This window comes from Thiomicrorhabdus sediminis (assembly GCF_005885815.1).
GTDB lineage: Bacteria > Pseudomonadota > Gammaproteobacteria > Thiomicrospirales > Thiomicrospiraceae > Thiomicrorhabdus > Thiomicrorhabdus sediminis.
Genome location: NZ_CP040602.1, coordinates 670107 through 692798 on the forward strand (window position 1 = coordinate 670107; position 22692 = coordinate 692798).

The 22692-nt window shown below is 46.6% G+C and carries 22 protein-coding genes; 6 read left to right on the forward strand and 16 right to left on the reverse strand.

Annotated features, from left to right (window positions below; genetic code table 11):
• Positions 1-6 precede the first annotated feature (6 nt).
• The 7 genes from FE785_RS03040 to FE785_RS03070 form a co-directional block, all read right to left on the reverse strand.
• Positions 7-897, reverse strand: coding sequence for a D-amino acid aminotransferase (locus FE785_RS03040; RefSeq protein ID WP_138564287.1), 891 nt, complete (start codon positions 895-897; stop codon positions 7-9).
• An 81-nt stretch (positions 898-978) separates the two neighbouring features.
• Positions 979-2163, reverse strand: a complete 1185-nt coding sequence (locus tag FE785_RS03045) for a D-alanyl-D-alanine carboxypeptidase family protein (protein WP_138564289.1) — start codon at positions 2161-2163, stop codon at positions 979-981.
• Between the two features lie 212 nt (positions 2164-2375).
• Positions 2376-3503: a rod shape-determining protein RodA gene (gene rodA / locus FE785_RS03050; RefSeq protein WP_138564291.1), complete on the reverse strand. Its 1128-nt coding sequence runs from the start codon at positions 3501-3503 to the stop codon at positions 2376-2378.
• Positions 3500-5338, reverse strand: coding sequence for a penicillin-binding protein 2 (mrdA, locus tag FE785_RS03055; protein WP_138564293.1), 1839 nt, complete (start codon positions 5336-5338; stop codon positions 3500-3502). The genes rodA and mrdA overlap by 4 nt, the downstream gene beginning before the upstream one ends.
• Before the next feature lie 36 nt (positions 5339-5374).
• Entirely contained in the window at positions 5375-5875 is a 501-nt protein-coding gene (mreD, locus tag FE785_RS03060; RefSeq protein ID WP_138564295.1) for a rod shape-determining protein MreD, read from the reverse strand.
• Positions 5872-6804, reverse strand: coding sequence for a rod shape-determining protein MreC (gene mreC, locus FE785_RS03065; RefSeq protein WP_238696326.1), 933 nt, complete (start codon positions 6802-6804; stop codon positions 5872-5874). The genes mreD and mreC overlap by 4 nt, the downstream gene beginning before the upstream one ends.
• Before the next feature lie 34 nt (positions 6805-6838).
• A complete protein-coding gene (locus FE785_RS03070) occupies positions 6839-7885 on the reverse strand; it encodes a rod shape-determining protein (RefSeq protein WP_138564297.1) in 1047 nt (348 codons plus the stop codon).
• Positions 7886-8243: 358 nt separating this feature from the next.
• Here FE785_RS03070 and gatC point away from each other — a divergent pair, with 358 nt between their 5' ends.
• The 5 genes from gatC (at position 8244) to FE785_RS03095 (ending at position 13145) form a co-directional block, all read left to right on the forward strand.
• Positions 8244-8531: an Asp-tRNA(Asn)/Glu-tRNA(Gln) amidotransferase subunit GatC gene (gene gatC, locus FE785_RS03075; RefSeq protein ID WP_138564299.1), complete on the forward strand. Its 288-nt coding sequence runs from the start codon at positions 8244-8246 to the stop codon at positions 8529-8531.
• A gap of 54 nt (positions 8532-8585) precedes the next feature.
• Positions 8586-10046, forward strand: a complete 1461-nt coding sequence (gatA, locus tag FE785_RS03080; protein WP_138564301.1) for an Asp-tRNA(Asn)/Glu-tRNA(Gln) amidotransferase subunit GatA — start codon at positions 8586-8588, stop codon at positions 10044-10046.
• Between the two features lie 12 nt (positions 10047-10058).
• On the forward strand, positions 10059-11498 hold the full coding sequence (gene gatB, locus FE785_RS03085) for an Asp-tRNA(Asn)/Glu-tRNA(Gln) amidotransferase subunit GatB (protein WP_138564303.1): 1440 nt from the start codon (positions 10059-10061) through the stop codon (positions 11496-11498).
• A 207-nt stretch (positions 11499-11705) separates the two neighbouring features.
• Positions 11706-12602 (forward strand): protease HtpX, encoded by an 897-nt coding sequence (gene htpX, locus FE785_RS03090; RefSeq protein WP_138564305.1) that lies wholly within the window; start codon positions 11706-11708, stop codon positions 12600-12602.
• A 144-nt stretch (positions 12603-12746) separates the two neighbouring features.
• Positions 12747-13145 (forward strand): PDDEXK-like family protein, encoded by a 399-nt coding sequence (locus FE785_RS03095; RefSeq protein ID WP_138564307.1) that lies wholly within the window; start codon positions 12747-12749, stop codon positions 13143-13145.
• A 654-nt stretch (positions 13146-13799) separates the two neighbouring features.
• On the opposite strand, the gene FE785_RS03100 is transcribed toward FE785_RS03095, so the two are convergent.
• The 7 genes from FE785_RS03100 to FE785_RS03130 all read right to left on the reverse strand — a co-directional run bounded on the left by FE785_RS03100 (position 13800) and on the right by FE785_RS03130 (position 20079).
• Entirely contained in the window at positions 13800-14399 is a 600-nt protein-coding gene (locus FE785_RS03100; RefSeq protein ID WP_138564309.1) for a LemA family protein, read from the reverse strand.
• A gap of 10 nt (positions 14400-14409) precedes the next feature.
• On the reverse strand, positions 14410-15354 hold the full coding sequence (locus FE785_RS03105; RefSeq protein WP_138564311.1) for a hypothetical protein: 945 nt from the start codon (positions 15352-15354) through the stop codon (positions 14410-14412).
• Positions 15355-15434: 80 nt separating this feature from the next.
• A complete protein-coding gene (locus FE785_RS03110; RefSeq protein WP_138564313.1) occupies positions 15435-15869 on the reverse strand; it encodes a SufE family protein in 435 nt (144 codons plus the stop codon).
• 79 nt (positions 15870-15948) lie between these two features.
• Positions 15949-16812 carry an energy transducer TonB gene (locus FE785_RS03115; RefSeq protein WP_138564315.1) on the reverse strand — a complete coding sequence of 288 codons (864 nt, stop codon included), beginning with the start codon at positions 16810-16812 and terminating at the stop codon, positions 15949-15951.
• A gap of 9 nt (positions 16813-16821) precedes the next feature.
• Complete coding sequence (locus tag FE785_RS03120; protein WP_138564317.1) at positions 16822-17238, reverse strand: biopolymer transporter ExbD; 417 nt, start codon at positions 17236-17238, stop codon at positions 16822-16824.
• 14 nt (positions 17239-17252) lie between these two features.
• Positions 17253-17684, reverse strand: coding sequence for a TonB-system energizer ExbB (gene exbB / locus FE785_RS03125; protein WP_138564319.1), 432 nt, complete (start codon positions 17682-17684; stop codon positions 17253-17255).
• A 262-nt stretch (positions 17685-17946) separates the two neighbouring features.
• Positions 17947-20079 carry a TonB-dependent receptor family protein gene (locus FE785_RS03130; protein WP_138564321.1) on the reverse strand — a complete coding sequence of 711 codons (2133 nt, stop codon included), beginning with the start codon at positions 20077-20079 and terminating at the stop codon, positions 17947-17949.
• A 240-nt stretch (positions 20080-20319) separates the two neighbouring features.
• Here FE785_RS03130 and FE785_RS03135 point away from each other — a divergent pair, with 240 nt between their 5' ends.
• A complete protein-coding gene (locus tag FE785_RS03135; RefSeq protein ID WP_138564322.1) occupies positions 20320-21315 on the forward strand; it encodes an MBL fold metallo-hydrolase in 996 nt (331 codons plus the stop codon).
• A 100-nt stretch (positions 21316-21415) separates the two neighbouring features.
• Here the strand turns inward: FE785_RS03135 and serB are convergent, their stop codons facing one another.
• Together serB and FE785_RS03145 are read right to left on the reverse strand one after the other, a co-directional pair.
• On the reverse strand, positions 21416-22255 hold the full coding sequence (gene serB / locus FE785_RS03140) for a phosphoserine phosphatase SerB (RefSeq protein WP_138564324.1): 840 nt from the start codon (positions 22253-22255) through the stop codon (positions 21416-21418).
• 30 nt (positions 22256-22285) lie between these two features.
• Positions 22286-22690 (reverse strand): RDD family protein, encoded by a 405-nt coding sequence (locus FE785_RS03145; protein ID WP_138564326.1) that lies wholly within the window; start codon positions 22688-22690, stop codon positions 22286-22288.
• Between the last annotated feature and the right edge of the window lie 2 nt (positions 22691-22692).

Sequence of the window (22692 nt, forward strand, 5' to 3'; positions counted from 1 at the left end):
GCTCAATTACGCCTGCTCGCCGAGTTGTTCAATTATATCCTGTTTATGCTGTTGATAGTGCTGACGCAATGTTTGCCATAAAGCTCCCGGTTTGCCGTCGCCAACAGGTTTGCCGTTGATAGAGGTAACCGGCAGAGCTTCTTTGGTCGAAGAGGTCAGCCAGATTTCATCGGCTTGTTCCAATTCATCTCGGGTCAACTCTTTTTCGATAAGCTCTATATGGTGTTGCTTGGCAATAGATTCAATGACCAGACGGGTAATTCCGGGCAAAATCTTTGCACTGGTCGGTGGCGTCAGCAGCTTGCCGTCCTTGACAATAAAAGCGTTGCTGGCGGTACCTTCGGCCACATAGCCGTCACGTGAAATCAAGATAGCATCATCCGCACCTTGCTGTTTAGCGGCGAGCTTAAGCATCACATTCGGCAATAGGGTTATCGCTTTAATATCACAACGTAACCAGCGGATATCCTCCAGAGTAACGACCTTGACGCCTTTTGCCAGCACGTCATCCGTTAAGCTTTTCAGCGGATTGGTGTAGGCATAGATTGTCGGTGATAAGCAGTCGGCAGGCATATGGTCGCGCTGCATCTGTACACCACGGGTCACCTGCAGGTAGATAAACTGATCTTGCCAGCTGTGTTTTTCAATTAAGGTGTTGAGAATGTCTGTCCATTGCGCATCGCTTAGAGGATTGGCAATGCCGGTGGCAGCCAGACTGTTTTTCAGACGTTGCAGGTGCTCGTCGAAATAAAACAGTGTTTTGTTGTAAACGGGTATGACTTCGTAAACCCCGTCACCAAATAAAAAACCACGATCTTGCGGTGAGATTTGCGCCTCGGCAAGCGGAATATAAAGCCCATTCAAATAGGCGATTTGCTGACTGATAATGTCCGACATAAATATCCTAAACGGCCCTAAGGCAACCGCGAATGCCGCATCAATTAAACTGCAAGGCTAATCGCGGTTCATTTATTTTGGTTAAATAAATGAGTTAATAAATAGTTTGAACTGGTCGACCAGTTTCTTGAAGAATGAACCTTCTTCAATGGAATCCAACGCCACCAGTGTCTGCTGGCTGATAACCTTGTCACCAAGAGTCACTTCCAAGCTACCTAGTTCTTGTCCGGCGGCAAGCGGCGCTTTGATTTCTGGGTTGATAGTGCTTTCAATGGTAATGTTCTTGTATTGACCTCGAGGAATGGTGATGAACAGGTCTTGTGCCAGACCAACACCCACTAAATCACGGTTTCCTTCCCAAACCTTAACGTCATTCAAGCGCGCTTGAGCTTTGTACAGGTTGTGTGTTTCAAAGAAACGGAAACCGTAGTTCAAAAGCTTCTGACTCTCGCGGATGCGCATTTTAGCACTGTCGGTACCCAATACCACACTGATTAAACGCATATCTTCACGTTTAGCCGAAGACACCAGACAATATCCGGCACTTTCGGTGTGGCCGGTTTTCAAACCGTCAACGGTCGGGTCTTGCCATAATAGCTTGTTACGGTTGTATTGGGTGATATTGTTAAAGGTGAATTTCTTTTCCGAGTACCACTTGTATTCATCAGGAAATTTGGTGATCAGCGCTTTGGTCAAAATCGCCAAATCCTGTGCCGTAGTGTAATGGTCAGGGTGCGGCAAACCGGTCGCATTGACATAGTTGGTACCTGTCATGCCAAGGTTTTGCGCGTATTTGTTCATTAACTGGGCAAACACTTCTTCGCTACCGGCGATATGTTCTGCGAGAGCGACACTGGCATCATTACCCGATTGGATCACCATGCCTTTCATCAAGTCGCGTACTGAAACCTGTTTGCCGACTTCGATAAACATTTTCGACCCCGGTGTTTTCCAGGCCTTTTTGCTGATGGTCACCATGTCATCCAAACTCATATTGCCGTTGGTTAACTCGTTGATCACCACATAGCCGGTCATGATTTTAGTCAGGCTTGCCGGTTCAACGCGCTCATCGGAACGCTTTTCCGCAATGATATGTCCGCTATTGAAATCAATCACAAGGTAGGCGTTGGCCGCCACATTTGGAGCAGATGGAATAACGTGAGGAATGGCGGGTTTCGGTGTTGGCAAGTTTGCTGCCTGAACACCGGCAACGAAGCTGACTAAAGAGAAAGCGAGTACGGCAAAGGTATTTTTTAGAGTAAGCATGACAGAGTCTGGAGTTCCTACTAATTTTTTGTGTGTGAATCATCTAAGCTGATGGTTATGATGCGAAAAACGGCATCGCCCTTAGCACTATTGATTTTAGCGCTTAATTTACCATATTCCAGCTTAAATCGGAATGTTTAAAGCCTAGCAGGGATTGTCAAAAAATCCCAGCTTAGAGGCTTAAGAAAGGCTTGCATTGCGTTGCCGGAAAATCAGTCGGTGAGCAGGCGTTTATGGGTGTGGATCGACATTAAAATGCCGAAACTGATCATCAGTGTGACCAAGGAACTACCGCCATAGCTGACCAGTGGCAGTGGCAGGCCGACCACTGGCAATAAGCCGCTGACCATCCCGATATTGACAAAAATATAGACAAACAGCGTCATGGTCAGGCTGGCGGCAATCAGACGGGTGAAATTATCCTGCGCTTGCGCCGCGATATACAAGCCGCGGGCAATGACAAAAGCATAAAGCGCAAGCAGCAAGACCACGCCTAAAAGCCCGAACTCTTCGGACAATACCGAGAAGATAAAATCAGTGGTACTTTCTGGCAAGAATTCCAAATGCGCCTGGGTACTGCCGAGAAAGCCTTTACCTTCAATGCCGCCGGAGCCGATGGCGATTTTCGATTGGATAATATGGTAACCGCTGCCCAGCGGGTCGGATTCCGGGTTTAAAAAAGTCAAAACGCGCTGTTTTTGATAGGCATGCATAAAGTGCCAGGCAATCGGTGCACTGGCGACAGCGCCGACAATCGCCGCGACAATGATTTTCCACGGCAGGCCGGCAAAAAACAATACAAACAGGCCGCTCATGGCAATCAGCAAAGAGGTCCCCAGATCCGGCTGAACCACAATCAAACTGGCGGTAAAACCGATCACCAAGGCGCCCATGCCCAAGCGCTGGTAACTTGGCGGGTATTGGCTGTGGGCGAAAAGCCAGGCAACGGTGATCGGTAACACCAATTTCATCAGCTCGGAAGGTTGAAACTTAACCGGTCCGAAATCGAGCCAGCGTTGTGCGCCTTTACCGATATCACCCACTAGTATTACCGCAACCAACATCAAAATGCCGATAAAAAACAGCCAGGGAGTGAATAGGTAAATCAGGTTAGGAGGAATCTGCGCGAAGATCAGCATCAGTGTCAAGGCGATACCGATACGTATCATATGACGACTAGTGACCGCCTCATCGCCGCCTGAAGCGCTGTATACCACGGCAATACTGGTGGCTAATAGCAGCAGCAAACCGAGCAGCAGCCAGCCATCGATATGCAAGGACTCAAGTAGACCTTTATTGCGGCGATATACCTGTTCTGGACCTGTATCTTCTAACTTCATTTGTCATCCGTTTGCGGTTGTTCGCGGGTTAAATACTTTTTAATCAAATTGACCGCCATCGGTGCTGCGGTGGCGCTACCGCTACCTGCATTTTCGGCAATCACGGCGACCGCTATTCTTGGGTTGTCCACCGGCGCGAAGCCGATAAACAATGAGTGGTCATGCAGACGTTTATCGATGGCATCGGCATCGTAATCGGCCTCGTTCAAACTGAATACCTGCGCGGTACCGGTTTTACCGGCCATTTTAAAGGGCAGGCCTTTACCGTGACGACGAGCCGTGCCCCGGGCGCCATGCATGACGTCTTCCATCGCTTGAATGACCTTATCCCAGTTGGCGATATTCTTGATTTCAACCTGTTCGGTCGGTTGGTTTTTCAGCTGGTCACGCAGCAAGTGCGGTTGGATGACCTTGCCGCGGTTGGCTAGCACGGCGGTCGCCTTCGCCAATTGCAGCGGTGTGGTCAAGTTAAAACCTTGTCCGATTGAAGAAATAATGGTTTCACCGCGGTACCAAGGTTTACCTTTGGTGGCCATTTTCCATTGCTGAGACGGCAGGATCCCCGTCGATTCACCGAAAATATCGATATCGGTTTTCTTGCCGAAACCGAATGGCGACATGGTGTCATGGATGGCATCGACCCCCATATCCAAACTGAGCTGATAGAAGTAGGTGTCACAAGATTGGACAATCGCGGTATTCATATCGACATGGCCGTGGCCGGTGCGTTTCCAGTCACGGTAGCGGTGCTCGGCAAAATCGAAATAGCCCGGATCCCAGATTTTCTTTTGCGGTGAAATATAGTTGTTTTCGATCGCACCCAACGCCACAAACGGCTTGATGGTCGAGCCGGGAGGGTATTGGCCATTGATGACACGGTTGATAAACGGTTTGTTCGGGTCATACAGCAAACGGCTGTAGTTTTCCTGATCGATACCATCGACAAACAGGTTCGGATCAAAGGTCGGCATACTGACAAATGCCAGTATCTCGCCGTTTTGCGGGTCGATCGCCACCAGGCCGCCACGTTTTTTGCCAAACAACTCTTCACCGAACTTTTGCAGTTCGATATCGATGGTCAGATGAATGTCTTCACCGGGCTGGGCAGGCAAGGTCTCTAATTTTCTGAGAATGCGGCCGCGAGCATTGGTTTCGATCTGTTGAATTCCCGGCGAACCGTGCAGACGGTCTTCATAGAAACGTTCAATGCCGGATTTACCGATAATTTGCGTGCCGCGATAGCGTTGTTCATCAAGGTTTTTCAGCTCTTTGCTATTGATGCGTCCGACATAGCCCAATGCATGCACGGCAGTGCTCTTGTTCGGATAGATGCGTTTCAAGCGGGCATCAAGGGTGACGCCGGGGTGTTTGTAATTGATGACGGCAAGACGTGCGGCCTGTTCTTCAGTAATGGAAAACGGCAATGTATAGCTGCGTGAACGGCTCCAGCGCTTGAATTTATTAAAATAGTCTTCGATTTTCTGTGCCGGGATATTATCGAGCAACACCATCAATTCGCGTTTGAAGGCGTCGATGTCCTCCATTTTCTCGCGCACCATTTTAATCGCATAAACCGGTTGGTTGTCGGCGAGCAGAATATGATTGCGGTCATAGATCTTGCCACGGGTCGGCGGCAAGGTCTCGACCGAGACACGGTTACCTTCGGCAAGTCCATGATAGCGGTCATAGTTGAGCCATTGCAGCTGCACCATGCGCCCGGCGAGAAAGGCGAACAGCAATAACACAAAACCGTAGGCAAAGTAGAGCCTGAAACGAAAGCGGCGCTTCGTTACATAGGTCTCTTCATCGCTGTTGAAATTGAGTCTTTCTGCCATGCGCCTGTACCGGTCAATGCAACTGTGAATTAAGAGTTAACGTGATTGTCTGCTGGTCAGCAGATTGAGCGTCATGGTCAAAAACGGCCAGATCAAAATACCGGCTGCGGGCATGGTCCAGTAAGCGATATAGCTACCACCGGATAATACCGGGCTGAAAAACAGGTAGTTGAGAATTTGGTAGACCATTAAATAGACACCGATAATGAATGCTTGCTGCCATTCCGGATAGGTGCGGAATTGAAGGCGGTGGCGGAGCATGGCGAACAGCATAATAATATAAAGCAAGGCGTGCGCGCCCAAAGTGGTTTGATGCAAGGCATCTGCCAACAGTCCAAGAATAAACGCGGATACCATATAGGTGGTGTCACTGGCTCTGCAGCTCCAGTAAAAAACCGCCAATAGCGCCATCGGAGGAATGAATCCAAGGTCGCTATTGAGCAGTACCATACTGTCGAAAATCAATCCGATAATAAAGGTCAGGATAATCAACCAGCGAACATGTGCCGATTTTAAACTTAAAAATCCTTCGGTCACGGTTTGGCTCCGGTGTCTGTTGCTGGGTTATTGATATTCAAGTCGAAATCCAAATCGAAATCTAGCGTGTCGCGCCAGTCCTGCATCTCTTCCTGAGAAACAATCAGCACCTTGTCGGATTGGTTGATTTTCGCTACCGGTACCGCGCTGACTTGAAAATAAGGGTTGTCACCCAAGGTTTCGATACTGGTGATTTTAGCGACCGGATAGCCGGCAGGAAAGATGCCGCCCAGTCCGGAGCTTTCGAGCATATCGCCGACTTTGATTTCCGAATTGACCGGAATGAAGTTCAGTTGCGCCGTGTCATGGCCGGTTCCGGCTAGAATGCCGCGCTGCCCGGTACGCTGGATCCTTACCGGAATCTGATGGTCCGGATCGGTCAAAAGCAACACTCTGGCGGTTACCGGTGTAATCTGTACGATTTGACCGATAATACCGTCGGCATCGATCACCGTCTGCTGCTGTTTGACGCCGTCCAAACGGCCTTTGTTCAAAGTGATAAATTGAGACAGCGGGTTTTTACTGTAGAAAATAGCGCTGGCGATCTGCACGTTTTGATTGGTGATTTTGCCGGTGGTACCCAATAGGGCTTCGAGACGCTGGACCTGCAGTTCCAGATTGATCATTTGCAACTGTTTGGCCTTGATCAATAGCAGTTCAGTTTTCAGTTGTTGGTTTTCACGCTTAAGTGCGTCGATCGATGAGAAATCGGTGGTGACAAGCTTATAGATGTCTTGTGGCACTGTGGCCATTTTTTCGATAGGACTAAGAGTGGTCAAGAGTACATTTCGTACATTGCCCATAATCTGACCATAGTGGTCAGCAGCCATCAGCGCAATAGCGAGAATGAATGCAAGGGTGAATTGCAGACCTTCCTGTTGTGCGGATGGGGTATTGAGGTTAATGACCAATCTCCTTTGATGAATCATGCCGACCTATGCGGCCGGCTGCTAAAAGAGTTAATTACTCAAATGAAAACAGGTCAACGCCTTTTTCGTCCATCAATTCCAGCGCACGTCCGCCGCCACGAGCCACACAAGTCAGTGGGTCGTCGGCGATAATTACCGGAATACCGGTCTCTTCGGAAAGTAGAGTGCTCAAGTTGCGCAATAGGGCACCACCACCTGTCAAAACAATACCGTGCTCGGCAATATCGGCACCCAACTCAGGTGGCGTGTTTTCCAAAGCGGTACGAACCGCACTGACAATTGCCGATAAAGGCTCTTGCAGGGCTTCCAATACTTCATTGCTGTTTAGTGTGAAACGACGAGGAACGGCTTCGGCAATATTCGAACCGTGGACTTCTAGGGTATCGGGGTTAACTTCGTGGTAAGCGGTACCGATAGTCTTTTTGATTTTCTCAGCAGTGGTTTCACCGATAATCATGCCGTAATTGCGGCGTACATATTTGATAATCGCATCATCAAAACGGTCACCACCGACCTTGACTGAATCCGACCAGACAATCCCGTTAAGAGATAGGGTCGCCACTTCGGTGGTACCACCACCGATATCAACCACCATTGAACCGGTCGGTTCGCTTACCGGCATGCCGGCACCGATCGCTGCGGCCATCGGTTCTTCGATTAGATAAACTTCACGAGCACCGGCGCCGGCCGCCGATTCACGAATCGCACGACGCTCAACCTGCGTTGAACCACAAGGTACGCACACCAAAACACGAGGGCTTGGCTGAAAGAATTTCGCTTCATGGACTTTTTTGATAAAGGCTTGAAGCATTTTTTCGGTGACTTCAAAGTCTGCGATAACGCCGTCTTTTAGTGGGCGTACGGTTTGAATATCCTGGTTCTCTTTACCTAACATTAATTTAGCGTTTTCACCCACGGCGACAATTGAACGGCTGTTGCTGCCACGTTTGTTGTTACGAATAGAAACAACCGAAGGTTCATTTAGAACCATGCCTTTGCCTCGAACATAAATTAGAGTGTTTGCTGTGCCTAAATCGATAGATAAATCGTTAGAAAAGAGTCCCATGAATTTGCGAAACATTAGTTGCAGTCCTTGATGTTAGACATTAAATATTCCAAGCATTTTAACTTATTATCCGGCCGAGTATAAGACTAATTTTCCCTGTTTTTACACAGTTTTTTTAATCGGTACATACGTTAAATTTCGAAGGCTTGGCGCTGCGATTTCAGAGCCTGAATGATTAACTTTGAAAGCGCTGCGAATTATCGATCATATAACTTGTTGTCAGTGTTAAAAAACAGTTGAGGCAACATTGAATTTGTCTTTAGCCAAAGCCCTAAATATGGTATTTTATACGGCTATAATTTCGCCAGGGTCGGATGGCTATCAACCTTTACCATCTGGCAATGGCATAAACTGCCGATTTTAGGAGTAACGAGTGTCTTTAGGAAAAACTGAAGTCGAATACATTTCTCGTTTAGCAGCCATCGAAGTCAAAGCTGATGAAGTCGATGAAGTCGCCGCTAAGTTATCAAATATCCTCGACCTGTTTGCACAGATGCAAGCAGCCGATACCGATCAGGTTGCGCCGATGGCTCATCCTTTGGATCAGGTGCAGCGTCTGCGTGTAGATGAAATCACCGAGCAGAACCAGCGTGACAAATTACAGTCAGTCGCCCCGGCGGTCGAAGATCACCTCTATTTGGTCCCTCAGGTTATCGAGTGATCGGTAAGCCGTTCACCGTTTCACCGTCCAGATAACTAAAAAGAATTTAAAGCTATGCATAATTTAACGATTAAACAAATGAGCGAAAAGCTGCATGCCGGAGAAATCACCAGCGTGCAACTGACTCAGCATTACTTGGACAGAATCGCCAAGTTTGATGCGGAACTGAATGCCTATGTCACGGTCACCCCGGAACTCGCCATGCAGATGGCACAAGAAGCCGATGAGCGTTTCAAAGCCGGTACGGCAGAGCTGCTGACCGGTATTCCGGTGGCACATAAAGATATTTTCTGTACCGACGGGATCAAAACATCCTGTTCTTCAAAGATGCTCGATAACTTTATCGCGCCTTACGATGCTCACGTGGTCAGCCAATTGAAAAAAGTCGGTATGCCGATTTTAGGCAAAACCAATATGGACGAGTTCGCGATGGGCTCGACATCGGAAAGCAGTTACTATGGCCCAACCAAAAACCCTTGGGATCACAAAGCGGTGCCGGGTGGCTCATCCGGTGGTGCAGCTGCGGTTATCGCGGCAGGTTTGGCGCCTATGGCGACCGGTACCGATACCGGTGGTTCGATTCGTCAACCGGCAGCTTTCTGCGGGATTACCGGTATCAAGCCGACTTACGGCATGGTGTCGCGTTTCGGGATTGTCGCCTATGCGTCCAGTTTCGATCAGGCCGGGCCTATGACCCGTTCTGCCGAAGATGCGGCATGGATGCTTAATGCGATGGCGGGCTTCGATGAGCGTGATTCGACCAGCCTGCAACAGGAAAAACCGGATTTTGCCGCCAGCCTAGGTGAATCATTGGTTGGCCTGAAAGTTGGTATTCCAGCAGAGTATTTCGGTGAAGGGCTTGATCCTGAAGTGGAAACCATCGTTAAAAACGCGATTGCCGAAATCGAAAAACTGGGTGCGAGCACCGTGCCGGTAAGCTTGCCTAACAAAGATTTAGCGGTACCGTCTTATTATGTATTGGCTCCGGCGGAGGCGTCGTCTAACCTGTCCCGTTTTGACGGGGTGCGTTTCGGTTACCGTTGTGAAAATCCAACAGATTTGCAAGACATGTATCAGCGTTCGCGTGGTGAAGGTTTCGGTGCCGAAGTCAAGCGCCGTATCATGGTCGGTGCCTATGCGTTGTCGGCCGGTTTCTATGATGCCTATTACCTGAAAGCGCAAAAGCTGCGTCGTATGGTGCGTGATGACTTCACCAAGGCGTTTGAGTCTTGTGATGTGATCATGGGGCCGGTTGCGCCAAGCACCGCTTTCAATATCGGTGAGAAATCCGATGATCAGGTCAGCATGTATCTATCCGATCTTTATACCATTCCGGTCAACCTTGCGGGTTTACCGGGTATTTCTGTTCCTGCCGGGTTTGCCGATAACGGTCGTCCGGTAGGGCTTCATATTGTGGGTCCTTACTTTAGTGAGGCAAAATTGCTGAATATCGGTCACCAGTATCAGCAGGTCACTGATTGGCACAAGCAGATGCCAGAACAGTATCAAGGGTAAGGAGAACACAATATGTCAGAGAATACATGGGAAGTGGTGATCGGTCTTGAGATTCACGCTCAGCTAACCACTAATACGAAAATCTTTTCCGGTTCTTCAATTGCTTATGGTGCCGAACCGAATACTCAGGCTTGCGCCATCGATCTGGCCATGCCGGGCATGTTGCCGGTATTGAACCAAGGGGTCATCGGTCGTTCAATCCAATTAGGCTTGGCGTTGGATGCGGAAATCGGCAAGCGTTCTGTTTTTGAACGTAAAAACTATTTCTATCCGGATTTGCCGAAAGGTTACCAAACCTCACAGTTGGAATACCCGATTGTTGGTAAAGGAACGCTGGTGATTGACGTTGATGGTGAGAAAAAAGCCATCGGTGTGACACGTGCTCACCTGGAAGAAGATGCCGGTAAATCCAACCACGGTGTGGTACCGGGTATGTCCGGTATCGATTTGAACCGTGCCGGTACGCCGCTATTGGAAATCGTTTCCGAGCCGGAGCTGTCTTCTGCCAAAGAAGCGGTCGCTTATGCCAAAAAAATGCACGAGTTGGTGCAGTATCTGGGAATCTGTGACGGTAATATGCAGGAAGGTTCTTTCCGCGTCGACTCCAACGTTTCGATCCGTCGTCCGGGTGCGCCTTTAGGTACACGTACCGAACTGAAGAACATCAACTCATTCCGTTTTATCGAGCGTGCGATTGAATTTGAAATCAACCGTCAGATCGAGTTGATTGAAAGCGGCGGAAAGGTGGTTCAGGAAACCCGTCTGTATGATGCGGAGAATGATACCACGCGTTCAATGCGTTCCAAGGAAGAAGCCAACGATTACCGTTATTTCCCTTGCCCGGATCTTTTGCCGGTAGTGATTACCGATGAAGATATCGAAGCGGTGCGCGCCGAAATGCCGGAACTTCCAGATGCTAAGCGTGAGCGTTTTGTTTCTCAGTTCGGCTTGACCGAATATGATGCCGAAGTACTGACTTCATCTCGTGCCATGGCGGAATTCTTTGAAGCAGTGGTGGCTAAGATCGGTGATAAGGAAGCTAAGCTTGCCGCCAACTGGATGACCGGTGGTATGGCCGGTGCGCTAAATAAGGACGGTTTGGCGGTTGAAGAATCACCAATCACTGCCGATATGTTGGCTGGGTTATTAACTCGACTAATGGATGACACCATTTCCGGTAAGATCGCCAAACAAGTCTTCGAGGCGATGTGGAAAGGTGAAGGTTGTGCCGATGAAATCATTGAAGCCAAAGGCCTGAAACAGATCACCGATGTCGCGGCGATCGAAGCCTTGGTTGATGAGGTGCTGGCCAGTAACCCATCTCAGGTTGAAGCCTATAAGGGCGGTCAGGAGAAGATGATGGGTTATTTTGTCGGTCAGGTGATGAAAGCTTCAGGTGGTCAGGCGAACCCAGGTCAGGTGAATAAACTGTTGAAACAAAAGCTGAGTTAATTCGGTATTTAGATAAGGTTCAAATAGGTTCGATTGAGGATTCAATAAAGCCGACTGAAAAGCCTTGAGATTTTGTGAAGAATCACAAAATAAAGCTTGAAAGGTTATAAAAAATCCTTATATTGAAATCATAATTGAAAGGGTTTGCCGGCAAATGACGGCTAAACCAGCTGCAATACTGATAAATCTTCTAAGGAGATCATATAAATGAAGCGTATCGGGTTATTTTTATTAACTAACATCGCGGTTATCGCGGTGGCGATGATTACCATGAACATCTTGGGTGTGGGTAGTTATATGCAAGGCACAAGCCTGAACCTAAACAACTTGTTTATGTTTGCGCTGATTTTCGGTTTTGCCGGTTCTTTCGTTTCTTTGGCGATGTCGAAGTGGATGGCGAAGATGTCTACCGGTGCTCAGGTGATTACCGTTGCACGTAATGCCGATGAGCAGTGGTTATTGGAAACAGTTCAGCGTCAAGCGGCTAAAGCCGGTATCAAAACACCGGAAGTGGCGGTTTACAACTCGCCTGAGCCAAACGCGTTCGCAACCGGTATGACAAAAAACAGCTCATTGGTAGCGGTTTCAACCGGTTTGATGCGCAGCATGACTCAGAATGAAGTCGAAGCGGTTCTTGGTCATGAAGTGGCTCACGTTGCCAACGGTGATATGGTCACCATGGCGTTGCTACAGGGTGTATTGAATACCTTTGTTATCTTCTTCGCGAAAATCGTCGCTTACGTGGTTGACCGCGTTATCCTTAAAAACGAGGAAGAAGGTCACAGCCTGGCGTTTATCGTGGTTGATATCGTGGCGCAGATTCTATTCGGTATCTTGGCAAGTATTGTTGCGATGTGGTTCTCACGTAAGCGTGAATTCCATGCCGACAACGGTGGTGCTTACCTAGCCGGTAAAGAAAACATGATTGCCGCATTGCGTCGTCTACAGACAATGCAGCCGGGTGAACTACCTGACCAAATGGCGGCATTCGGTATCTCGGCTAAGAAGTCGTCTTTCGGTGATCTATTCAAGTCTCACCCAGACCTACAAGATCGTATCGACGCGCTACAAGCGACACCTAATGAGCAGTTGAAAGTCGCTTAATTTAGCATTTAAAAATTTGCTTAAAAGAAAAGCCCTGTCAGTTTTTAACTGGCGGGGCTTTTTTATTACTCAAATAAATATAATTGAATAAGGTATTATTTAATTAAGTATTTTTAACCGATAATTTAATTGGAGTGATGCTTTATGCCAAGACGACTGACACAAACAAAGACTCAGACCCATCAGGCCATGAAAAACTCATCTTATGAAAGTGAGGTTATTAGTTGGTTAATGCAAGATGGCTGGCAGGTTTTTATTCCAATGTTAGATCATGGACACCGCACGGATATATTGATTTCAGATGGTCCTAACTATTATCGGATTCAAGTAAAAACCATTGAAGCAAGTGGAGAAGATCAAGTTTTGTTGAATCGCTGGAAAGAAAGTCACGTTGATGTAGTGGTTTGTTTTGCAAGAAATTCCAATTGGGGCTATGTAATGCCAGCATTCGCGGAGAATAAACGCCAGCTCAATCATGACGGGCATGAGCGTTTTCAAGAGAACAAAAATGATTTTCTGAAAGCTTTTCATAAACTGGCCTGAGAAGCCTTTTTGAATGACGGTAAATCCTAAATTTTAGCTATCAGGCTTCCCGTTACTTTATTTGCTTGCCCAAATAAAGTAACCAAACAAAAGTCACCCTGCTGACACAATCTATTTCCCTAAACTTGTTCGCTGAAAATCCTGAACTCGGCGAACAAGTTCGCCTCAAGCAGCAGGATTTTTTCACCGCGCCCTGCGTTAAGTGAAATGACGATTGCTTACAAAAGGGGATCCGTTGTTCACACGCTGTTTTGGTTTAACCTCTTTCTTTTTATCGTAGGTTTTGAGCTGGGGGGTGATTTTTTCCGTTTAAGAAATATTACTTTGACACCCTTAGTCCCTTTGGAATAAATAGTGCAGAGTTCTTAACGAAGTGAACGATTAAAAAATCCTGCTGTCCGAGCGTAGCGAGTTCAGGATTTTCAGTGAATGAGTTTTAGAACCTGCCTATTTATGGAGCAGGGTGTCTTTTTTTGCTTACTTTGTTGGACAAGCAACAAAGTAAGGTGAAGCCCATTAGAAAAGCTAAAAGGCTGTTAATAAGTTTTAAGGGGCTTCGCAATTACGTAGCTGTTTTTATGACTCAAAATTAAAAAGCCCTCGCAACTAGAGTAGTTGAAGGGCCATCTAATCAATGTTTAGTAAACGGATTTACTACTTAAAATTAGGTTTATATTCAAAAGCAGATGCCGCAGTTGAGTCTTCAAAAATATTCAGCGCTTGTTCTTTATTCAAGAACCCATTCACCAGGTTCATCGGAAACATGCCAATAAACGCATTGAATTCTTCGACATTCGAGTTAAAGATACGAATCGCGGCTCCGACATTCTCTTCCTGCTTGGTGACTTCATGCATCGCCTTTTTAAAGGTATCGTTGGCTTTTAGATCGGGGTAGGCTTCGGCGACAAAATTTAGACCGCCAAGAAAGGCTTTTACATTGTCATCGAACTGTTTGGCGCTATTGACATCAATGCTGTCGCCTCTTAGCTGTTGTGAATCGTTTTGCAGTTTGGAGGCTTGTCCTCGAAGTTCGGTCACAGCGGTTAGCACTTCTCCTTCATAGCCGGTGTATTGGTCAACCAACTTCAGCAGTTCAGGCAGAATCTTACCTTTCTGGCGTTCTTGGGTAATGACATTCGCCCAGCCGCGTTTTACCGATTCTTTCAATGAAACAATCTGGTTATAGATGGTGATAACCGAAATAATCAGCAGAACGATGATAAAGACGGTAATCATTGTTGGGCTAATATCCATGATGGACTCCTTATGGTTGATGCTCACGGCGCAGAGTGTTAGCCAGCGCCAGTATTTGGTTAAGATTGTCGAACTGTTCGTGTATCAAAATGTCTTTGGCAAACTCATCGGGCGTGGTGTAGTCATAGGGCGTGCTATTGTGTTGCATCAATTCCAGTTCACCATAAATACAGAGCTGGTTACCGGAAATCTGTACCAGCATATCGCTTAATATATCCTCATATTCAGCGAGTTTTTCCACCACCACCGGGGTTAATAATCGAGCCAATTGCATCTGGTTTTTGCCATAGGCTTTGAGTTTGCGGTTGAATTTATTATAAGCGGGTTTGAAGCGTTCTTGAAAGCGGGCGTCTTCAGGTTTGCTGTGGCAGATAACCACGCCATTATAATCGTAACTGGTTTCATCCAGACTCATGACAATGCCATAGCGGTGAAAATGTTCATCATGATAGTGTTTGTCATCATGGTCCTTTTCTCGTTCGACATAGTGGTAATGAAAAACAATAAAACCGTTATCCGATTGGTAGGCCTGCTTGATCTCATTTTTATGATTGCCCTGTTTAAACCCGCAGAATAGGCGTTTGAAATCGCCAATCGGCAGATTGATCAGGCTGAGTTGATTGTCAATCAGAATGCTTTTAAAAAAGGCGTCTTTGGCTAAGTTTTTTAAACGTCGATTGCGTTTGATGGCATAAAAAATCGCCAGTAGGGCAGCAGCGGCAGGGATGGCGGTTTTAATCCAGTTTGCACTTTGCAACCAGACAAGAACACTCGCTGTAGCAAAAATCGCGGCGACAATATAGAGCCAGAGATTATTGAATTTAAGTGGGCCGGGGTAGTCTTTGACCATTTGGATCGTATCCAACAGGTCTTGATTATGCCTTGCCAGAGAGATATCAGTTTTCAGCTGTTTGAGAAGATCGGCGAATTGTCGATTTTGACTGAATTGACCCATAAACTGCCTGCAGTGAATGCCTATTTGAAGTAAAGCTTAGTGATTATCCTAGCAGACAGTGTTGGGTTTGGAACGATTAATTATGCGACGCGTTGCTGTCCTTCGGCCTGAATGCGTTTAATCATATGATAAAGGCCTGTTGAACGGTTGGGTGATAGCTGTTGCAGCAGACCTATCTGGCCGAGGAAGTCTAATGGTGCGGTGGCGACTTCTTCTGGTGTGCGGCCATTATAGAATTTCAATAGCAATGCAATCAGTCCGGAGACGATCGCGGCATCGCTTTTCGCTTCCATAAACAGGCGACCGTCGTTTTCTTCGATATGAATCCACACTTGGGACTGGCAACCGTGAATTCGGTTTTCTTCGGTTTCAAAGCTGGCATCCATATTCTGCAAAGTCTTACCCATATCGATCAGATATTTATAGCGATCTTTCGGATTGGTGAAATGAGTGAAACGCTTGACCAGGTCTTCTTGAACCTGGGCGATGGTTTTTTGCGGTACTGTATAGTCCACGACAAAATCCTTTATAAATTCAATGCCCAATAGTTTACCAAATTCCTTGGTTATTTGAGATGGATTGCAGCAAAGTTGGCTAATAAAGGCGGTAATTGACAGGGACCTTAATGGTCCAATTTGAACGTTGGATTTCTTCTGGAAACGGTTTGAACTGGTTTTGCATGCGTAGCGTGAAAATCTCCAGCGCGGCTTGGTCAAGCAGGTGGTGTTTGGAGTCTTTGAGTATCTTCACAGAATCGATTGCGCCATTTGGCTGAATGACGATCTCAAGCAACACTTGTCCTTGCCAATGACGGCGTCGAGCCAGACGAGGGTAGGTGTCTTCGGCAAAACGCACAATCTGTTGACGAAGTTCTAATAGATAGCGTTGTTCGGCCTGCTCGATTTGATTGGTGGTCAGGCGTTTTACCGGTGTGGTATCGACCACGGTCGGTTTGATCTCTGTCAGGGGCGTGTCATCGGGCTGAAAGTGCTTTTCGGTAATGGTCGGCGGCTTTTCTTCTGGCTTTTGTTCGACGATTTTTTCTTCTTTTGGTTGAGTTTTATTTGCCTTTACCGCTTCGACAAGCGGTTTGCTCTCTTCTTTAATGGCTTGTGCTTTTTTTAGCGGTGTTTTTTCAGGTTTTTGTGCCGTCGGTTGTGGCTTGTTGGTTGTTTTTTCTTTTGTTTTCTCTATCCTTTTTTCAATGGGTTGCTTTTCAACCACAGGTTCAACCGGCTCCGGCTCAGAAACCGGCGGTTTGATTTCTGCTTGTTGCGGTTCTTGTTGCTCCGGTGTCTGTGGTGCGCTGATTTGAAACATTTTCAGGCTGATAGGCAAAGCCTTTCTGCTCTCTTGTGCGGCGGATTGTTGTGGGTCTTGCCAGCCGAAAAATAGCGCTCCCAGTAGGGCGCTATAAACAAGAGCGGCGATGACAAAAGATAGGCTGGTATGTTTCATTAAACGGTTTTATTGGATTTGATTGGCGGTTTCCGCCTTGGTGAGAATGCTTAGATTGTTCAACTGCTCGCCTTTAAGTAGGTCAATCACCGCTACAAAACTGCCGAATTGCGCTTGTTTATCGACTTCGAGGCTGACCGGCTGGGTTTTATCGAGGGTTTGGATAAATTCTTGCAGTTGGGTTTCGTTATAGGCGGTTTTGCCGATATAGACCTGGTTGTCCTTATCAACGACGATTTTCACCAATGGTGTATCGTTTGGTTGTTGATAGGGTTGGCTGTTGCTGGTTTCAGGTAAATCCACTTCCAAGCTGTCTTTGACAATAAAGCTTGCTGTCATCAGCACCACTGCCAGTAATACCAGCATCACATCAATAAGCGGAATCACATTGATGCCATCGAAACGTTTCATTTTATTGCGAATCATCACGGCCTCCGGGCTTATTTGGCTCGGTTTTGGGCATCGATATAGAGGGTGTTCAATACATCGACTTTGCGCATTAGTCCGTTGTAGGCCATAACGGTTGGAATGGCGATGGCAATGCCAGCGGCGGTCGCTTTTAAAGCTAATGCCAAGCCCATCATAATGGCGCCGGTTTCGATGCTTTGGTTTTGTCCCATATCGTAAAAGGTAATCAAAATGCCGACGACAGTACCCAGTAACCCGACAAAAGGAGCGTTTGAGCCGATAATCGAAAGCGTGGTCAGGTGTTTGGTGGTGGCGATATTGAGCACCGCATCGCTATGATATTGCTTCAAATCGATCTGCCGATAAAACATCAAGCGTTCAATGGTGATCCATAAGGCCAAGAACCCCATCAAGCCAAGCAGTCCGAAAATGGCGAGATCGAGATAGGTTTTTACAAATTCCATAGAGCGGGGTTCCTTCGTTTTATTGGTATAAGCCGTTTGCTGATGCTGAATATTTTGTTAGTTTTTAAGAAAAATACTGTTCAATAATAAAAAGCCAAATAATTATAAGCAATTTAAGCTAATTAATCGCCAGTACCCTTTTTATAAACTACTGATCTAACTGTGGGTAACAGTCAGCTAAATACCGCCACTTATTATAAGGGGAGGCATTTAGCTTGAGTGTTAATCTATTCTTAAGGTGTTGTATGTTTAACCACAAACCTTAAAACTTATGATTAAGCCCGACCGTTAAGGTCAGCGGTTTGTTTGGACGTGCCCCGTCTGGAGTGCGCGCAACAATTCGCTGCTCGTTAAAAATATTCTCAGCCTTGGCAAAAATCTCTGTTGATCTGGCAACAGGGTAGTGAGAAATCCAGTCAACTGTCAAGAGTGCATCGGTTTCATCAAATGCATTGCTGTTGCTGTTACAGCCCGTAACCGAACACATCTTATCGGTGTATTTGACCACCGCGTAGTTATCCCAGCCACTATTATGCTCGATACCTGCGCGTAAGCTAAGCGTATTTGCCGGAATGCTTTTCAGTTTGTCGCCGGCGTTCAAACCGCTGACCGCATTATTATCTTTAATGGTCGCTTCAGTAAAGGTGTAAGCCAGTTGCACAGGAACCTGATAGTTTTCTTGGTTATAGGTTTTGCCAGCTTGTACTTCCAGTCCGGCTACTTCGGCGTTGCCAGTAACAAAAGTGCCTGAAGTTGCTCCGTTGCTGCATGGAGAAGCGAGCGAACAGTTCTCTGTTTTATTAGAGAAATCACTGTAGAAGGCGATGGCCTCAACAAATAAATCATCACCTTTATAGCGAATTCCGGCTTCCCAGTTATGGCTGGTTTCTGGTTTTTCATTGGCTGATGCGCCACCGCCTAGTGGTGAAAAGCCATGGTGATAGCCAGCCAGAACCTGTAGGCTCTGTGTCATCTCATAGGTTAGGGATGCGCCCGGTAAAAAGATGCTGGTGTTATTGCTTTTGCGGGAGTCTACCGTGGTGCGGTTGGCATCGGCATATTGCACGCGTTGACTGTTAATGTCTTCGTAACGTAATGCCAAGTTCAGGTTCAATCGGTCATTCATTTGCCAATCATCGGCAATCCATAGGCTGGCCGCTTTTGCGGTTTCGATTCTGTTATTGCTACCTGTTGGCTGAGTGGTCGATTGATAGACTAGAGAGCCGTTTACCTGGTTATAGATGTCCGTGGGTTGGAATCGATCCATTTCATCTTCATGCAGTCTCGCGCCGATATTTAACAGATGGTCTTCAGCGATGATGTCCAGCGCTACTTGCATACCTTGGGACAGGTATGAGCGATTGTTGTGTTTGTAGTTCAAGTTGGTGGTATCGATGCTGCCGTCTAGAATTCCTTGGGCATTGGCATCGCCGCCATTGGCTGAGTCTATCAAGCTTGCTCCACCGCTGAGCTTGAACCAGTCGCGGTTGAAGGTGTTTTTGTAGATTGTGGCTGTAGAAAAAACATTAGGGCTCCAGGTCTTGCTATGTGTCAGCGATAAGCCCTGATGATCATTTTTCATTTGATCAATGCTGGAAAGTCCATAACGGCGATTGGCATCTTTGGCAAAATCCGCATCGGTTAAGCCCAGATAAGTTTCATTGGATGTTTCTGTCGAAGCTTGTGCTTTGAATAGCAGCTTTTGATTGTCGTCCTGCCAGCCAAGTTTGGCAACATAATCCGAGATGCTGAAGCCCGTATCATTATTGCTTCGGTCGATATCCTTAAAGCCGTTGTTGTTTCTTTGTACAGTTTCTAATTGCCATAACCAAGATTGATTGGTGCCACCATAATGGATATGAGTGTCGGTCGAGCCGTTCTGGTCAACGGTGGTGGTTAGCTCCCCACTTGTCTTTTCCGGAATGGGAGTGGAGATCAAGTTTACGATGCCTCCTGTTGTTTGCGGCCCATAGCGAAGCAGTGGGGCGCCCTTTAAAACTTCGATGGCAGACATTCTCATAGCGGTAGGAAAATAATAAGCAGCCGGGTTTGAGTATGGTGCTGGCGCGATAAGAATGCCATCTTCCATTAGGGTGATTTTTTCGCTGCGCTCGGAGCTAGCGCTGCGAATACCGATATTAGGTCTTAAGCCGGAACCGTCTTCTTCTTGAATATATACCCCCGGTACCGTTTTTAATGCTTGGTTAATATCTGTGACCACTTCTTCTTCAAGCTGATGTTGACTTACCACCGAGCCGGATCCCGGTAGCTGTTGTGCTTTTTCCTGGTCACCGATAATTTCGATAGCGCCGATGGTTTGTTTTTCCTCGCTTGAGGCATAGCAGGGGAGTGCCGCACTCAAGATTGCACTAGCAATTAATGAACGTCTGAACATGTTGATTCCTTATTTTCTGGGTTGCTAATAGTAATGAGGTTGCAAATGTTAATAGTAATGATAATGATTGTCAATAAGATTAAAAGCGAGAATGTGGGGAGGGTAGGGTCGGAGTTCAGTTTATGGAATCTGATAAATTAGTTTTGTGGATAACTCTGGTTTATCAAGGTGATTTGATGCTAGAATTGTCGCCCTAAATATTTAAAGCACATACGATATTAACAGCAATGAGGTATTAATATGAATCGTCGTGATCTTTTGAAATCTGCATTTGGTTTATCTGCAGGTTTGGTAGGAATGTCTGCATTAAAGCCTTTGTATGCATCAGACGGTCTAGCGTTTAAAGCGGACCCAATGTATGACGTGCCGGCGACAAAGGTCACAGACCGTTGTTATTACATTTTGGCTCAGGACCCTGAACCAAGCCCGGAAAATCATGCGTTCTTCAATAACCCAGGTTTTATCGTGACTAGCGAAGGTGTCGTGGTTGTCGATACCGGTAGCTCGGTACAAATCGGTGAAATGGTTCTGCGTCAGATCAAGAAAGTGACTGACAAGCCTGTTGTTGCTGTTATCAATACTCACTACCACGGTGACCATTTCTTGGGTAACCATGCGTTCATCGAAGCCAACCCGAAAGTTGAGATTCTTTCTCACCAGGCGACAATCGATAATATCAAAAACGGTGGCGGTGAATTCTGGCACGGTTTTATGCAGCGTAATTCAAACAACGGTATTTCCGGTACGGTTGTAACGCTACCTAATAAAGTCCTAAATGGCGGCGAAACACTGAAGTTCGGTGATACTACCGTGAAGATTCACCAGTTTGGCAAAGCGCATACAGAGTGTGACTTGATTGTAGAAGTGGTTGAGGACAAAACGATTTTCTTGGGAGATACAGCGATGCGTCGTGTTGCCAATATGGCAGACGGGTCTTTTGTCGGTACCATCGATACGATGAAAAAAGCGCGTGATCTTGGTGGTAAGAACTATATCCTTGGTCATGGTCCGCATGACGGCGTCTCGATTTGTGATGATATGCAGGCTTTCTGTGAAAATATCTATAACAGTGCAGCTAAGTACTATGATGAAGGGCTTTCTGATTTTGAAATGAAGCCTAAAATTATGGCGCAGCCATTTATGAAAGATGTGGCAAGCAGCTGGCCTGGTTATGAATCTACAGTCGGTAAGTTTATCGCGGTTGCGGTTCAGGAAGTAGAGCAGAACATGTTCTAATCAGATTTGTTCTGGACATAAAAAAGCCGAACTCAGAAATTTCTGGTTCGGCTTTTTTTATGGCTGCGATTTTTTAGCTAAGCAATCATCGCCAATGGCATTAAACGATAAAGTCCAGAATCGCATCCAGACCGCTAAAGTTAAGTGCTGTGGCAGCTTTTTCCTGTACCGCAGGCTTGGCTTTATAGGCAATCGATAGACCGGCTTCATTCATCATCAATAAATCGTTGGCGCCGTCTCCCACCGCAATGACTTGGTTGGGCTGGATATTCAATTGCTGACAAAGTTCGTTTAAGAAATCCGCTTTGGCTTGAGCGCCGACAATATCGCCAACCACGCTGCCGCTTAGTTGATGATTTTCTTTGGCCAATACATTGGCACGGGTAAAATCGATACCAAGTTGTTCTTTCAAACGGTCGGTAAAGAATGTAAAGCCACCGGAAACCAAGGCGAATTTAATTGATTGCTCTTTGAGTCCGCTAATCCAGGTTTCCGCACCAGGGTTTAAAAACAGGCGGTCATCAAATACTTTTTGTAAAGCGCTGGTATCCAGGCCTTTCAATAAAGCGACGCGCTGGGTTAGGGATTCTTCAAAATTCAGTTCGCCGCGCATGGCCGCTTCGGTAATGGCCGCTACTTGCGGTTTGACATTGATATAGTCAGCGATTTCATCAATACACTCAATGCCGATCAGGGTCGAGTCCATGTCACTAATCACCAACTTAACGTTACTTGTATCAAAGCCGTCAGGCAGTAAATTGATGTCTACCTTTATCTCGTTAGCCAGTTGGTTAAGCTCTTCACGCGTTGGCGCTTCATTGAGTTGAATGCGAAAGTGATTATTCACTTTGACAGGCTTGCCGGCATAGCCGTATACACGTTCAATGATTTTGGCCTGTTCAAAATTTAAGGTATTGCTATGAATAATGATTGTCGCCATGTCGGCTCCTATTAACTGTTTCGCCCGATGTTATTCGGCAGATTTTTTTAAATCGATAATTTGGGTTTTGGCCAAACGATCCTGCAATAGCTGTTGGCGAGGCATTAATAAGCCTATCCAGCCAATCAGACAGAACATCACCGCAAACAAAAAACGCAGGTTAGCTTGGTTGCGGCCGATAATACGGCCATCGGCACTGATTAATTGCAGTTTCCAGGTGCGCAAGCCGGGTGTTTGACCATTGTTTACCCAAAAATAGGTTAGGTAGACATAGGTGATGGCGATCAGGTAGATTTGATAGGCCAGTACCAGAAACGGTTTGTCATTGAAGTTTCCGCCTTGCCAAAGGACAAAAGGCACGCTTGCGGCGATCCAGATCGCGACCAGTAATAAAAGATCGTAAAGATTGGCAAAAAATATTTTCAATCCACTCATAA